Source organism: Ferrimonas sediminum (assembly GCF_900100175.1).
Lineage (GTDB): Bacteria > Pseudomonadota > Gammaproteobacteria > Enterobacterales > Shewanellaceae > Ferrimonas > Ferrimonas sediminum.
Genome location: NZ_FNEM01000001.1, coordinates 105,907 through 120,236, shown reverse-complemented (window position 1 = coordinate 120,236; position 14,330 = coordinate 105,907). Strand labels below are relative to the sequence as shown.

Genomic DNA, 14,330 nt, shown 5'->3' with positions numbered 1-14,330 from the left:
AAGGTAGAGCAAACCGAATGGAAACGCGGTGGAATTTCGGTTCGATTGGCGGCCATTGACAGCCTGAGTCGAGCATCGACATTCCGCCGCACAGGGGCGGCGGCAACCGCGGCCGGGCGGCCGCGGTGAGTAAGTGCTGTGGATCAATCGTGGCGACTGCTGAGGAAGTAGCGGTAAGAGGGGCTATCTGTCACATCGCGGCACTCCAGCGGTAACTGGGCTACGAACTGCTGCATTTCGATTTCTGCACCAACAGGACACTCCAGCCCCATCAACACCCGACCGTAGGCGGCTCCGTGGTTGCGGTAATGGAACAGGGAGATGTTCCAACGCTGACCCAGACGAATCAGAAACTGCAGCAAGGCACCGGGGTGCTCGGGAAAGGTGACATGAAACAAGCGCTCTTTCACCGGCGGAATCGGCTGCCCTCCCACCATGTAACGCACATGCAGTTTGGCGGTTTCGTCTGCCGACAGATCCTCATGGGGGTAGCCGTTCTCAGTCAGCAAGGCGCTGATGGTCTCCAGCTCACTCTGCTGCTTCAGCCGCAAACCAACAAAGATGTTGGCACTGTCCCGGCTGGCGAGGCGGTAGTTGAATTCGGTAATGGAGCGTTGACCCAGCAACTGGCAGAAACGCAGGAAGCTGCCTTTCTGTTCCGCAATGGTCACGGCCAACACCGCCTCCTTGCCTTCACCCAATTCACACCGCTCCGACACATAGCGCAGGCTGTGAAAATTCACATTGGCACCGGACAGGATGGCCGCCAGCTTCTGTTGGTCGCGACGGCCGTCGCGGTAGCGCTTCAATCCCGCCAGCGCCAGGGCACCGGCCGGTTCGGCAATGGCACGGGTATCCTCGAAGATGTCCTTCACCGCGGCGCAGATCTCATCGGACGATACGGTGATCACCTCATCCACACATTGGCGGGCAACCGCAAACGGCGCCTCTCCGATACGCTTCACCGCCACCCCGTCGGCGAACAGCCCAACCCGATCCAGGGTCACCGGCCGATCCGCCTCCAACGCGGCCTTCAGGCAGGCCGCGTCTTCCGGCTCGACGCCGATCACCTTGATCTGTGGCGCCAGCGCCTTGATGTAGGCCGCCACGCCGGCAATCAGGCCGCCGCCGCCCACCGGCACAAAGATGGCGTCCAGGTGCCGCTGCTGCTGCAGCAACTCCTGGCCAATGGTGCCCTGGCCGGCGATCACCGCCGCATCGTCAAACGGTGGAATCAGGGTCAACCCCTGCTGCTCCGCCAACTGACGGGCATGGTGATAGGCGCTGTCAAAATTGTCGCCATGCAGCACCACATCACCGCCATGGCGACGCACGGCGTCCACCTTGATGTCCGGGGTCGTGGCCGGCATCACGATCACCGCCCGAATCCCCAGCTGACTGGCCGACAGTGCCACCCCCTGGGCGTGGTTGCCCGCCGAAGCGGCCACCACCCCAGCCTGACGTTGCGACGCCGACAGCTGGCTGATGCAGTTGTAGGCGCCCCGCAGCTTAAACGAGTGCACCGGTTGCTGATCTTCCCGCTTCAGCCACACCTCGGCCCCCAGACGCTGCGACAACTTGGCCAGGGGATCCAGACTGGTGACCCGGGCGACGTCGTAAACCGGTGCCATCAGGATCTGCCTCAGGTAGAACTGGGCCAGATCCTGCGGCTGCGGCTTCACCAGGGCCACCATTACAGTGACTCCAGTTTGGCCAGATCCCGAACCGCACCCTGATCGGCGCTGGTGGCCAGCATGGCATAGGCTTTCAGGGCCGGACTGACCGCTCGGGTGCGGCCCTCGGGCTGATACGCGCACCCTTCGGCGCGGGTGGCCAGTTGCGTCGACTCCACCAGCAGCTCGATGCGGCGGTTAGGGATGTCGATGTCGATGGTGTCGCCATTTTCAATCAAAGCGATGACGCCGCCACTGGCGGCCTCCGGCGACACGTGGCCGATGGACAGCCCGGACGTTCCACCGGAGAAACGACCGTCGGTGATCAGGGCACACTGTTGACCGAGCCCCATGGATTTCAGGTAACTGGTGGGGTACAGCATCTCCTGCATCCCCGGGCCCCCTTTTGGACCCTCATAGCGGATCACCACCACCTCGCCGGCCTGAACCTCACCGTCGAGGATGCCGGCCACCGCCGCGTCCTGGCTTTCAAACACTCGGGCCGGGCCCCGGAAGGTCAGGCAGTTGTCCGGCACGCCGGCGGTCTTTACGATGCAGCCTTTCGGCGCCATGTTGCCACTGAGCACCGCCAGTCCGCCCTCTTCGGAATAAGCATGGTCGACGTCGCGAATGCAGCCACCTTCCCGGTCGGCGTCCAGCGTCGGCCAGCGACACTGCTGTGAAAACGCCTGGGTGGTACGAATGCCCGCCGGACCGGCGCGATAAAAGTCGGCCACCTGAGACGACGGTGCCAAGGCGATATCAAATCGCTGCAGCACCTCCGCCAGGCTGTCGCCGGCCACATGGGGCACCTGGGTGTCGATGAGATCGCCACGAGCCAGCTCGGCCAGCAGCCCCATCACCCCACCAGCGCGATGCACGTCTTCCATGTGGTATTCCGGAGTCGAAGGCGCCACCTTACACAGCTGCGGCACCCGTCTGGACAGGGCATCCATATCGGCCATGGTAAAGTCCACCTCCGCCTCCTGCGCCGCCGCCAACAGGTGTAAGACCGTATTGGTAGACCCGCCCATGGCGATGTCCAGGGCCATGGCATTGGCGAAGGCGGTCTTGGTGGCGATGCCCCGAGGCAGGGCGGTGGCGTCATCATGCTGATACCAGCGATTGGCCAACTCGACGATGCGGGAACCGGCGTCAAGAAACAGCTGTTTACGGTCGGCGTGGGTGGCCAGCATCGAGCCGTTACCGGGCAACGCCAGTCCCAGCGCCTCCACCAGGCAGTTCATCGAGTTGGCAGTAAACATGCCGGAACAGGAGCCACAAGTCGGACAGGCACTGCGCTCAACCTGCTCCGCCTGCTCGTCGGACACATTGGGATCGGCGGCCTGCACCATGGCGTCCACCAAATCCAGTTTGATGATCTGATCCGACAGCTTGGTCTTGCCGGCCTCCATCGGTCCGCCGGAGACAAAGATGACCGGAATATTGAGGCGTAACGAAGCCATCAGCATGCCGGGGGTGATCTTATCGCAGTTGGAGATGCACACCAGCGCGTCGGCGCAGTGGGCATTAACCATGTATTCGACGCTGTCGGCAATCAGCTCACGGCTCGGCAGTGAATACAGCATGCCGCCGTGGCCCATGGCGATGCCATCGTCCACGGCAATGGTATTAAACTCTTTGGCCACACCACCGGCGGCTTCGATGGCACCGGCCACCAGCTGCCCCATATCTTTCAGGTGCACATGCCCGGGAACGAACTGGGTAAAGGAGTTGGCGACCGCAATAATCGGCTTGCCAAAATCCTGATCCGTCATCCCGGTGGCCCGCCACAGGGCGCGCGCGCCCGCCATATTTCGCCCCGCAGTGGAGGTCGCCGATCGCAATTTTGGCATCTCTAACCCTTACAACTATTTGGTATTACAGCACTTTGGCCGTGGTGCAGGCGGCAAATTCCTGCTTGTTTTCCGCTTCTTCGCTGACGTAATCCAGCCAGCCCCACTTATCTTCGGTAATGCCGGAGAACAGACCAAAGAAGGCGGCCTGCAGATCGGCGGTCACCGGGCCGCGCTTGCCTTCCCCTACCTGAATGCCATCGACGGAGCGCACCGGCACGATCTCGGCGGCGGTACCGGTCATAAACACCTCATCGGCCAGGTACAGGGCTTCCCGCGCCAGCGCTTCCTCTTTCACCTGGTAGCCGGCATCCCGGGCCAGGGTCATGATGGTGTCCCGGGTAATACCCGGCAGAATGGCGGCGGTCACCGGTGGAGTGATCAGCACACCGTTTTTCACCACGAACAGGTTCTCACCGGCACCTTCGGAGATCTGGCCATTGACGTCCAGGGCGATGCCCTCGGCGTAACCGTGGCGCTTGGCCTCGCCGGAGATTAACTGGGAAGACAGGTAATTCCCCCCTGCTTTCGCCGCCGTTGGCATGGTGTTCGGCGCCAATCGGCTCCAGGAGGAGACGCACACATCCACTCCTTCCTGACTGGCTTCCTCACCGAGGTAGGCACCCCAGGGGAAGGAAGCGACGATCACCTCGGCCTGGGATCCCGGCGGTACATTGACGCCGAGGCCGACATTGCCATAGAAGGCCAGCGGCCGAATGTAGGCACTGTCGAGGCCATTGTCGTTGATGGTGTCGCGGCAGGCCTGCTCGAGTTCCGCCGGGGCAAAGGGGATCGGCATGCGGTAGATCTTGGCAGAGTCATACAGACGTTGAATGTGCTCCTTCAGGCGGAACACCGCCGGCCCTTTCGGGGTGTGATAGGCTCGAATCCCCTCAAACACCGAGGATCCGTAATGCAGGGCATGGCTTAATACGTGCACCTGGGCGTCTTGCCAGGGCATCATTTTGCCGTTAAACCAGATAAAGTCCGCTTGGCTCACAATCTACTCCTTGTCTAACCGTTCGCGATACGTGCCTGGGAGATCTCCAGGCGGCAATTCTGTACATCGAACAACTTGTCCAACTGCTTGGTCAGATGCTCAATCGGACGTTCACTGTCCACGGTCACCGCGATGTTGGCTTTGCGATCCATGCTGCTCATGTGCATATGGCACACGGTAAAGCCACGGTGGCGGGTGACTCTCAATACCCGCTCCAACACTTCAGGCGCCGGATTCATTTCGATATACAAGGTGTGCTGACTCATGACTGCTTCTCCATCATATCGCTATTGGACGCCCCGGGTGGAACCAAAGGCCAGACGTTCTCTTTTTCGGAGATGGACACGTGTAACAAAAACGGTCCATCGCTGTTCAGTAACTGGTTGAGGCCTTCCTCAACCTGGTCGTGGCGCCAGATGTGGCTGCCGGGAATGTCAAAGGCCGCCGCCAGTGACACAAAATCGGGGTTATCGGACAGGTCGGTTTCGCTGTAACGCTCCTCGAAGAACAACTCCTGCCACTGCTTCACCATCCCCAGGCGCTGGTTGTCCAGCAACAACAGTTTCAGCGGCAACTTGGCCCGTTTGATGGTGGCCAACTCCTGCACATTCATCATGAATGAGCCGTCGCCGGACACCACCAATACGGTTTCGTCGGGCCGGGCAAACTGGGCGCCGATCCCCGCCGGAATACCAAACCCCATGGTGCCGAGGCCGGAGCTGGAGATGTGGTTTTGCGGGCCGTCAAAGCTCATGTGCTGGGCCACCCACATCTGGTGCTGGCCCACGTCACAGGCCACGGCCGTGCCTTTCGGCAGCCGCTCCGACAAGCTTTTCAGCAGCGCCGGGGCAAACACCCCCTCTCCAGGACAACGGTAATCATAGGCCCAATCCTGAGCACGCTGATCGCACAGCTGGCGCCAGTCATCCAGCTCCAGAGCCATGGCCATGGCCGGCAACACCAGCTTCAGGTCGGCACTGTGGCTCAGGTGAGCCGGCCGCCGCTTCGACAACTCCGCCGGATCGATGTCCAGGTGAATCACCTTGGCATTGGGCGCAAACTGATCCAGCTTGCCGGTCACCCGATCATCGAAACGGGCACCAACGGCGATCAACAGATCCGACTCCTGCACCGCCAGGTTGGCCGCCTTGGTGCCGTGCATGCCGAGCATGCCCATGAAGCCCGGGGTTCCCGGCGCTACCGCGCCCAGCCCCTTGAGGGTGGCCACCGACGGCATACCTGTGGTGTCGATAAACTGGCGCAACTGCGGCACCGCCCCCGCCATCCCCACGCCGCCACCGACGTAAAGCACCGGTCGTTTGGCGTCATGCAGCATCTGGTGCGCCTCCGCCAACGGGAAATCACCGATGCCGTCGCCGTTGCTGTGGGCGGTCAGTGGCGGATGAAACTCCACCATCGCCTGCTGCACATCTTTCGGGATGTCCACCAACACCGGACCGGGACGCCCCTCTTTCGCCAGTGCGAATGCCTGTTGCAGGGTGTCGCACAGATCCTCCGGGCGCTGCACCAAAAAGCTGTGTTTGGTGCAGGCCAGCGACAACCCCAGTACGTCGATCTCCTGAAAGGCATCGGTACCGATGGCGGCGGTGGGCACCTGGCCAGTAATGGCAACCAGCGGAATGGAATCCATGTAGGCGTCCGCCAACGAGGTCAGCAGGTTAGTGGCCCCTGGGCCGGAGGTGGCGATGCACACCCCCACCTTGCCCGAGGCCCGGGCGAAGCCGATGGCCGCAAATGCGGCACCCTGCTCATGACGGCACAACATGTGATTCACGGGCGAGTCGAGCATGGCATCGTATACCGGCATAATGGCGCCACCGGGATACCCAAAGACCGTCTCTACCCCAAATCCCTCTATGGTTCGAACGACTGCTTCCGCTCCGCTGATCATTGGCTTACTCTCCCCGGTTCAACCAGCTCATGCGACTGCGCAAATCGGCACCCACTTTCTCGATGGGATGATTGCACTCCGCTTCCTGAGCCGCCCGGTAGTTGTGGCTGCCCGCCTTATATTCCTCAACCCACTGACGGGTGAACTCGCCGCTCTGAATCTCGGCCAGCACCTGCTTCATGGTCTCCTTAGCGCGGTCGTCGACGATGCGGTCCCCTCGGGTCAAGGCGCCGTAAGCCGCGGTATCGGACACGAATTCATGCATTCTGGAGATGCCGCCCTCATACAACAGGTCGACAATCAGCTTCAGTTCGTGCAAGCACTCGAAGTAAGCCAATTCCGGCTGATAACCGGCTTCCACCAGGGTTTCCCAGCCCTTGCGCACCATGGCTACCGCTCCGCCGCACAATACCGCCTGCTCACCGAACAGATCGGTTTCGGTTTCCTCTTTGAAATTGGTGGTCAGCACACCGCCCCGGGTTCCGCCAATGGCATCGGCGTAAGCCAGTGCACGGGCGTGGGCATAACCACTGGCATCCTGATGGACCGCCATCAAGCAGGGAACGCCAGCGCCTTTCTCATACTCGGTCCGAACCAGATAACCCGGTCCCTTCGGTGCCACCATGGCCACATCGATGTTGCTGGCCGGTTCGATCATGCCGTAATGCACGTTCAGACCGTGGCTAAACATCAGCATGGCGCCGTCTTTGATGTTGGGCTCGATGAACTCCTTGTAGTTGTCTGCCTGAGCCATGTCGGGGATCAGCACCATCACAATGTCGGCATCACGCACCGCATCGGCGAAAGGCACGGGCTGCCAGCCCTCCTCTTCCGCCTGTTTCCAGCTGGCACCGCCGGGGCGCAGGCCGATAACGACGTTGACACCACTGTCCCGCAGGTTCAGTGACTGGCCTCGGCCTTGGCTTCCGTAACCAAGTACGGCGACGGTCTTACCTTGCAACAAACTCGGGTTAGCGTCTGCTTGGTGATACATCTGGGTCATGGTGCTTCTCTCCGTGGACTTTCCTTAGGGCTAAAAAAAACCCCCCGGACCTTTCGGTGCGGGGGGTTGCTGTCTGGTGTATTTTCTAGGCTGCCTGTGCCTCTCCCAAACGCGCTCCCCCGCCGGTGATAATAATCACCACGGTTAGGACCACGACTAGCAGTAGGTTGAAAGATACAGGCAACATGTGAAAATTTTTCCTTTGGTTCGGCCCGCAGACAGATTCTGCGGACGTTCGAAAATTAAGCTTATTTAGATTTAGCATAGGCAATTTCACTATGCAAAGATTATTTTCCATTTGTCAGGAAAACAGAATTGTAACATTTTGTTAATTGGGCCGACCCAGAGTAAAAACATCTAAACTTGAAACAAAATCGCCATTGCAGGGAGGCAGGTATGGCGTTAGCACAGGTTCTGACCCGGGCCCAGGTGGGCATTGATGCGCCGCAGATTCAGGTGGAGGTGCACATCGCCGGCGGCCTGCCCTCATTCACCCTGGTAGGACTGCCGGAAGCCTCGGTACGCGAGGCCAGGGAGCGGGTTCGGGCCGCGCTGCAAAACGAAGGATTCGAGTTCCCCGCCCGCCGCATTACCGTCAACCTGGCCCCGGCGGATCTGCCCAAACAGGGAGGCCGATTCGATCTCGCCATCGCCCTGGGAATCCTGGTGGCCACCGGTCAACTGCCGGCAGAGGCTGTTAACAATTACGAGTTCTACGGCGAGCTATCGCTGTCGGGCGCGGTCAAATCCTGCACCGGCCTGCTGCCTGCGGGTCTGGCGGCTCAGAAACAACAACGGGTGATGGTGGTCCCCGCCAGTGGCAGCGACGAGTTGCAGCTGATTCCCGGAATCCGGGCGATTCAGGCCTGCCAATTGCGTCCGCTGGTGGCAACACTGATGGGGCAACAGCAATTGCCCGGCCTGACCCCCTTGAATCAATCCACGCCATCGCCAGTCCATGGTTGCCTCACCGACATCATCGGTCAGCAACAGGGCAAACAGGCACTGATGATCGCCGCCAGCGGGGGCCATAATCTGCTGTTTCTCGGCCCGCCGGGCACGGGGAAAACCATGCTGGCGAGCCGCTTCTGCGATCTGCTGCCGCCCCTGACCATCGAGGCGGCGTTGTCGGTGGCAGCCATCCACTCCATTGCCGGTCGCCCGAGACGGCCGGCACAACTGCTGCAGCGGCCCTTTCGGGCTCCCCACCACTCCAGCTCTGCCGCCTCTCTGGTGGGCGGCGGTGGCATTCCCCGGCCGGGAGAGATCTCCCTGTCCCACCACGGAGTCCTGTTTCTGGATGAGCTGCCCGAGTTCCCCCGCACGGTGCTCGACAGCCTGCGGGAACCGTTGGAATCCGGCGAAGTGGTGATCTCCCGCGCCGCCGCCAAGCTGACCTTCCCCGCCCGTTTTCAGCTGATTGCCGCCATGAACCCCAGCCCCTGTGGCGAGACCGGGGCCCAGTCTCGCTCGACTCCGGAGCAGATTCGCCGCTATCTGGCCCGCCTGTCCGGACCGTTCCTGGATCGCTTCGACCTGACCGTGGAGGTCAGCCGCCTGCCCCCGGGACAACTGACCGACGATAGCCAGCGCGGCACCCTCACCAGCACCGAGGCCCGCCAACAGGTATTACTGGCACGCCAGCGGGCCCTGACCCGACAAGGCTGCCTCAACGCCGAGCTATCGTCGTCGAAATTAAACCAATACGTCGGCATCAGCAGCGAAATAGCGGACTTCACCGAGCGCGGCGTAACCCGACTCAAACTCTCCATTCGCGCCTTTCATCGTCTGCTGAGGGTCAGCCGTAGCATCGCCGATCTGGACGACTGCGACCGGGTCGAGCAGCGCCATGTGGCTCAGGCATTTGGCTATCGGGCCATGGACAAGCTGCTGACTCAGCTGAATGGCTGAGTCATGGACCGGGTTTTTTGCTTGAGGCTCTGGTCGGAGCTGTTTAACATATCAGCATATTAAGTTCTTGTTATGGATAGATCTGTTGACCACTTTACGCGGCGTGCTGGCCTTTCTGGGCTACATCATCAATACCCTGCTCTGGTTTCCTATGGTGTTTGGCCTGGGGTTGCTGAAACTGTTGCCCATCGCGCCGCTGAAGCGCCTGTGCAGCTGGGGAGCCGATCGCTGCGCCACCACCTGGATAGCCATCAACAACCTGAATCAACGCCTGCTTAGCGGTACCCAGGTGGTGGTGCATCCCTTGCCGGAACTGTCCGACAGAGAGTGGTACATGGTGATCGCCAACCATCAGTCCTGGGTGGACATCCTGATGCTGCAGCGTCTGTTTATCGGCAAAATCCCCTTCATAAAATTTTTTCTGAAGGCGGAACTGATTTTCGTGCCATTTATCGGCCTGTGCTGGTGGGCACTGGACTTCCCCTTTATGCGTCGCTTCAATCGACAATATTTGGAAAAATATCCCCATATGAAGGGGAAAGACGTAGAAACAACCCGTAAGGCTTGCGAAAAGTACAAGCACTCGCCGGTCACCATCATGAATTTTGTCGAGGGTACCCGCTATACCCGGGCCAAACATCAGCGACAAGAGTCGCCGTTTGACCAACTGCTCAGACCAAAGGCCGGCGGCTTAGCCTTTACCCTAGACGCCATGGGAACCCGCCTGGATAAGATGCTGGATGTCACCATCTACTACCCGGACGGCGCCCCCTCATTCTGGGATTTTATGTGCGGCAGAGTCCGCCAGGTCGAAATCTCCGTCGAAGCCCGCTCCATGGAGCCGTTGCATCGGCTGGGTTACGATACCCCGGAGGACAAAGCCGCCTTTCAGGATTGGCTCAATACCTTGTGGCAGGAGAAAGAGCGACTCCTTGCTCAGCGCAGTTACGAAGATAAGCAATAGAAAACTATGTTGAATTTTTTACCCGCCCCAGTGCTGTTTGTTCTCAATGCCTCATTGGCCGCTTTGAGTATTCTGTTCTGGAGCTCGGTCATCCTGGTGGTGGCCATTGTGAAGATGGTGATTCCCGTTAAGGGGATCCGGCTGAAGCTGTCCTGGTTACTGAATCATATGATGCGCGGCTGGGTCATCACCAATGCGCTGGTGTTCCGGCTCACCACCAAGACTCAATGGAACATCACCGGCCTGTCGGACACGCTGTCCACCCAGGGCTGGTACCTGGTGATCTCCAATCACATGAGCTGGGCCGACATCTTTGTGGTCTCCATCGTGTTGCGGGACAAGGTGCCGATGCTGAAGTTCTTCCTAAAGCACCAGCTGATCTACATTCCGATTATGGGTGTGGCCTGCTGGGCGCTGGACATGCCCTTCATGCGCCGCTACTCCAAGTCAGAACTGACCAAAAACCCTAAACTTAAGGGCAAGGACATTGAAACCACCCGGCGCTCCTGCAGCAAGTTCAAGGAGATCCCCACCACGGTGATCAACTTCATCGAGGGCTCACGACTGACGCCATCGAAACATCGCCGCCAGCGCAGCCCCTACCGCTACCTACTGAAACCCAAAGCCGGTGGCATCGCCTTTGCTATGGCCACCCTCGGCAATCAGTTTGAACATGTGCTGGATCTGACCATCGTCTACCCCGGCGCGCCGGAGAACATCATGGCCGCCCTGCTCAGCGGCCGCCTGGACACCATCGCCGTCGATGTCCGGGTTATCCCCATGACCGAGGTCCCCCAGGGCAACTACGATCAGGACAAGGCACACCGGGTGGTATTCCAACGCTGGCTCAACCAGGTGTGGGAGCACAAGGACACCACCATCGATGCCCTGCTGAAGCAGCATCAACATAAGCCAGGCTTCTACGAGGCACTGGCATCCAAGTAGCGCACCCCATCCAGAAAAGCGGCCCCAGGTCGCTTTTTTTATGCCTACACCACGAGCATTAAACCCTGGATTGTCAACAATCTGAAGAGTCACCCACTGAATTACTCAGGTAAGGCTGGCAAAAAAACAGTATGGATACAGGTACAATCAAGAAAAATAAACAATAAAAACAATTAATTAAGTAGAGATCGCCGCCAAAGATTCCGCCACAGCTACCACTAACGTCTAAGTTAACATATTGTTGACAATCGTTCGGTCAGATTACACACTGTGATCCACGTCCCACTTGACCACTTTTTAATCATGCCCGACACCCAACGCCAACCGACTCTGGCCGACCAACTGGCAGACAAGCTGCAAATCGCCATCGTTCAGGGGGAGCTGCGCGCCGGAAGTAAAATCAGTGAACAGGATCTGGCCGCCCACTACGGCGTCAGCCGGGGGCCACTGAGGGAAGCCCTGCAGAAACTGGAGCGACGACGCCTGGTGGTGCGGGCGCCGCATATCGGTGCCCGCATCGCCCGCCTGACCCCGGAGGAGCTCAATGACCTGTATCAGGTCCGGGCCGAACTGGAAGCCATGGCCTGCCGCCTTGCTGCGGCCCGCATCAGCGGCCACCAACTGGCACAGTTGCATCAACTGCTGGAACGTCAGCAGCGGGTCTTCAATAACCAGCCAGGAGACTACGCCGTTCACGACGACATCGATTTTCATCTGGGCATCATTCACGCCAGTGGCAACCAGACGCTGATCCACACCCTCACCGACGACCTGTACCACCTGCTGCAGATGTACCGCAACCAGTGCAGTGCCGGTCGGCGCCCCACGGAAGCCCTGAAGCAACATCGACGTATTTTAGGCGCCCTCTCCGACGGAGATGGCGAACTCGCCGCCCTGCTGATGCGCCGCCACATCGAATCCGGCCGCGCCAATACCGAGCAGGTGCTGCGCAACCAAATGGAGGAACATTTAGGATGACTACACCTACCCCAGGCCAGCGCTTTCGCGACGCCGTTGCCACCGCTAAACCGCTGCAGATTGTCGGCACCATCAACGCTTACATGGCCCTGATGGCTGAACAGAGCGGCCACCAGGCCCTGTATCTGTCCGGCGCCGGGGTGGCCAACGCCTCCTTTGGCCTGCCGGATCTGGGCATGACCTCCATGAACGACGTGGTCACCGATGCCAGCCGCATCACCGCCGCCACCGACTTGCCACTGCTGGTGGACATCGATACTGGCTGGGGCGGCGCCTTCAATATCGCCCGCACCATTCGGGAGTTCGAACGGGCCGGTGTGGCAGCGGTGCACATGGAAGACCAGGTCGCTCAGAAGCGTTGCGGTCACCGCCCCAACAAAGCCGTAGTCAGCATTGATGAGATGTGCGACCGCATCAAGGCCGCCGTCGATGCCCGCCGCGATGACAGCTTTGTCATCATGGCTCGCACCGATGCCGTCGCCGTCGAGGGGCTGGAGTGCGGCATCGAACGTGCCCAGGCCTATCTCGAGGCCGGCGCCGACATGATCTTCGCCGAAGCCCTGACCGAGCTGGATCACTATCGTCAGTTCAAGGCCAAGGTGAAGGCTCCGATCCTGGCCAACATGACCGAGTTCGGCAAGACCGAACTGTTTGGCAAACAGGAGCTGTTCGAGGCCGGTGCCGACATGGTGCTATACCCGCTGTCGGCGTTTCGCGCCGCCAACGCCGCCGCCCTCAATGTGTATCAGGCTTTGAAGCAGGACGGCCATCAGCGCAGCCAGCTGGATCGGATGCAAACCCGCATGGATCTGTACAAGTTCCTGGGGTATCACGACTACGAAAACAAATTGGATCAGCTATTTAAAGGCAGCAGTAGCTAACGGACGCGGCCGCCGTGGCGGCCAAGACATTTACGGACAGAAGGAATGGATCATGGTAGATAAAGCATTGGGAGGCGCAGGCCTTCGTGGGCAGAGCGCCGGTGAAACCGCATTGTGCACAGTGGGCAAGTCCGGCACCGGACTCACCTATCGCGGCTACGACATTGCCGAGTTGGCCGATAAGGTCAGTTTCGAAGAGGTGGCCTATCTGCTGCTCAAGGGCGAACTGCCCGACGCCGAGCAGTTGGATGCCTACCGCAGCAAACTGAAAAACCTGCGCGGCCTGCCCCAGCCGCTGAAAACCGTGCTGGAGCAGATCCCCGCCGATGCCCATCCCATGGACGTCATGCGCACCGGCTGTTCCATGCTGGGCAATCTGGAAACCGAGGCCGGTTTTCAGGATCAGGCCGACATTGCCGATCGTCTGCTGGCGGCCTTTCCCTCCATCATCTGTTACTGGTACCGCTACAGCCACGATGGCGTTCGCATCGTCACCGAGACCGAAGATGAGCAGATCGGCGCCCATTTCCTGCGGCTGTTGCACGGCAAAGCCCCCAGCGAACTGCATGCCAAGGTGATGGATGTATCGCTGATTCTGTATGCCGAGCATGAGTTCAATGCCTCCACCTTCACCGCCCGCGTCTGTGCCTCGACCCTGTCAGACATGCACTCCTGCATCACCGGCGCCATCGGTTCCCTGCGGGGGCCTTTGCATGGCGGCGCCAACGAAGCGGCCATGGAGCTGATTGAAGGGATGCAGGATGAGCAGGACGCCATCGCCACCCTAAAGCAGAAGCTGGCCGACAAAGAGAAGATCATGGGCTTTGGTCACGCCATCTACCGAGAGTCGGATCCCCGTAACGCCATCATCAAAGGCTGGTCCGCCAAGCTGGCCGAGGAGTTCGGTGACGATCGCCTGTACCGGGTGTCGGTGGCCTGTGAGCAAACCATGTGGGAAGAGAAGAAGCTGTTTTGCAATGCCGATTTCTTCCATGCCTCGGCCTATCATTTCATGGGCATTCCCACCAAGTTGTTCACGCCGATCTTCGTCTGCTCCCGCCTCACCGGCTGGGCGGCCCACGTCATGGAGCAGCGGGCCAACAACCGCATTATCCGCCCCAGCGCCGATTACACCGGTCCCGAACCTCGGGACGTACCGGCTCTGAACGAGCGCCGATAATCGCAGAATAGGGCGGGCTCCGGCCCG

At 60.0% G+C, this 14,330-nt stretch carries 12 protein-coding genes; 6 read left to right on the top strand and 6 right to left on the bottom strand.

What is annotated here, in order from left to right:
- Window positions 1-143 precede the first annotated feature (143 nt).
- Genes ilvA through ilvC form a run of 6 tightly spaced genes read right to left on the bottom strand, consistent with a single transcriptional unit; the run spans window position 144 to window position 7,444 of the window.
- The gene (gene ilvA, locus BLT77_RS00540) at window positions 144-1,694 is read right to left on the bottom strand and encodes a threonine ammonia-lyase, biosynthetic (protein WP_090360133.1); all 1,551 of its coding nucleotides are present in this window, start codon (window positions 1,692-1,694) and stop codon (window positions 144-146) included.
- Complete coding sequence (ilvD, locus tag BLT77_RS00535) at window positions 1,694-3,529, bottom strand: dihydroxy-acid dehydratase (protein ID WP_090360129.1); 1,836 nt, start codon at window positions 3,527-3,529, stop codon at window positions 1,694-1,696. The genes ilvA and ilvD overlap by 1 nt, the downstream gene beginning before the upstream one ends.
- A 25-nt stretch (window positions 3,530-3,554) precedes the next feature.
- Entirely contained in the window at window positions 3,555-4,532 is a 978-nt protein-coding gene (locus BLT77_RS00530; RefSeq protein ID WP_218126885.1) for a branched-chain amino acid transaminase, read from the bottom strand.
- A gap of 11 nt (window positions 4,533-4,543) precedes the next feature.
- Entirely contained in the window at window positions 4,544-4,795 is a 252-nt protein-coding gene (gene ilvM / locus BLT77_RS00525; protein ID WP_028111267.1) for an acetolactate synthase 2 small subunit, read from the bottom strand.
- Window positions 4,792-6,441 carry an acetolactate synthase 2 catalytic subunit gene (gene ilvG, locus BLT77_RS00520; protein ID WP_090360121.1) on the bottom strand — a complete coding sequence of 550 codons (1,650 nt, stop codon included), beginning with the start codon at window positions 6,439-6,441 and terminating at the stop codon, window positions 4,792-4,794. The genes ilvM and ilvG overlap by 4 nt, the downstream gene beginning before the upstream one ends.
- Before the next feature lie 4 nt (window positions 6,442-6,445).
- A complete protein-coding gene (gene ilvC, locus BLT77_RS00515) occupies window positions 6,446-7,444 on the bottom strand; it encodes a ketol-acid reductoisomerase (RefSeq protein ID WP_090360118.1) in 999 nt (332 codons plus the stop codon).
- A gap of 396 nt (window positions 7,445-7,840) precedes the next feature.
- On the opposite strand from ilvC, the gene BLT77_RS00510 reads away from it, so the two are divergent.
- The 6 genes from BLT77_RS00510 to prpC all read left to right on the top strand — a co-directional run bounded on the left by BLT77_RS00510 (window position 7,841) and on the right by prpC (window position 14,303).
- The gene (locus tag BLT77_RS00510; protein WP_090360114.1) at window positions 7,841-9,355 is read left to right on the top strand and encodes a YifB family Mg chelatase-like AAA ATPase; all 1,515 of its coding nucleotides are present in this window, start codon (window positions 7,841-7,843) and stop codon (window positions 9,353-9,355) included.
- A gap of 85 nt (window positions 9,356-9,440) precedes the next feature.
- A complete protein-coding gene (locus BLT77_RS00505) occupies window positions 9,441-10,319 on the top strand; it encodes an acyltransferase (protein ID WP_425431705.1) in 879 nt (292 codons plus the stop codon).
- Window positions 10,320-10,325: 6 nt separating this feature from the next.
- On the top strand, window positions 10,326-11,264 hold the full coding sequence (locus BLT77_RS00500; protein ID WP_090360111.1) for an acyltransferase: 939 nt from the start codon (window positions 10,326-10,328) through the stop codon (window positions 11,262-11,264).
- Window positions 11,265-11,567: 303 nt separating this feature from the next.
- Window positions 11,568-12,242: a GntR family transcriptional regulator gene (locus tag BLT77_RS00495; RefSeq protein ID WP_090360102.1), complete on the top strand. Its 675-nt coding sequence runs from the start codon at window positions 11,568-11,570 to the stop codon at window positions 12,240-12,242.
- Complete coding sequence (prpB, locus tag BLT77_RS00490; RefSeq protein WP_090360097.1) at window positions 12,239-13,123, top strand: methylisocitrate lyase; 885 nt, start codon at window positions 12,239-12,241, stop codon at window positions 13,121-13,123. The genes BLT77_RS00495 and prpB overlap by 4 nt, the downstream gene beginning before the upstream one ends.
- A gap of 52 nt (window positions 13,124-13,175) precedes the next feature.
- The gene (gene prpC / locus BLT77_RS00485; protein ID WP_090360092.1) at window positions 13,176-14,303 is read left to right on the top strand and encodes a bifunctional 2-methylcitrate synthase/citrate synthase; all 1,128 of its coding nucleotides are present in this window, start codon (window positions 13,176-13,178) and stop codon (window positions 14,301-14,303) included.
- Window positions 14,304-14,330 lie beyond the last annotated feature (27 nt).

Coding starts and splice junctions, on each gene's coding strand:
- ilvA (WP_090360133.1), bottom strand. CDS start 1,694: ATGGTGGCCCTGGTGAAGCCGCAGCCGCAGGATCTGGCCCAGTTCTAC.
- ilvD (WP_090360129.1), bottom strand. CDS start 3,529: ATGCCAAAATTGCGATCGGCGACCTCCACTGCGGGGCGAAATATGGCG.
- ilvM (WP_028111267.1), bottom strand. CDS start 4,795: ATGAGTCAGCACACCTTGTATATCGAAATGAATCCGGCGCCTGAAGTG.
- ilvG (WP_090360121.1), bottom strand. CDS start 6,441: ATGATCAGCGGAGCGGAAGCAGTCGTTCGAACCATAGAGGGATTTGGG.
- ilvC (WP_090360118.1), bottom strand. CDS start 7,444: ATGACCCAGATGTATCACCAAGCAGACGCTAACCCGAGTTTGTTGCAA.
- BLT77_RS00510 (WP_090360114.1), top strand. CDS start 7,841: ATGGCGTTAGCACAGGTTCTGACCCGGGCCCAGGTGGGCATTGATGCG.
- BLT77_RS00500 (WP_090360111.1), top strand. CDS start 10,326: ATGTTGAATTTTTTACCCGCCCCAGTGCTGTTTGTTCTCAATGCCTCA.
- BLT77_RS00495 (WP_090360102.1), top strand. CDS start 11,568: ATGCCCGACACCCAACGCCAACCGACTCTGGCCGACCAACTGGCAGAC.
- prpB (WP_090360097.1), top strand. CDS start 12,239: ATGACTACACCTACCCCAGGCCAGCGCTTTCGCGACGCCGTTGCCACC.
- prpC (WP_090360092.1), top strand. CDS start 13,176: ATGGTAGATAAAGCATTGGGAGGCGCAGGCCTTCGTGGGCAGAGCGCC.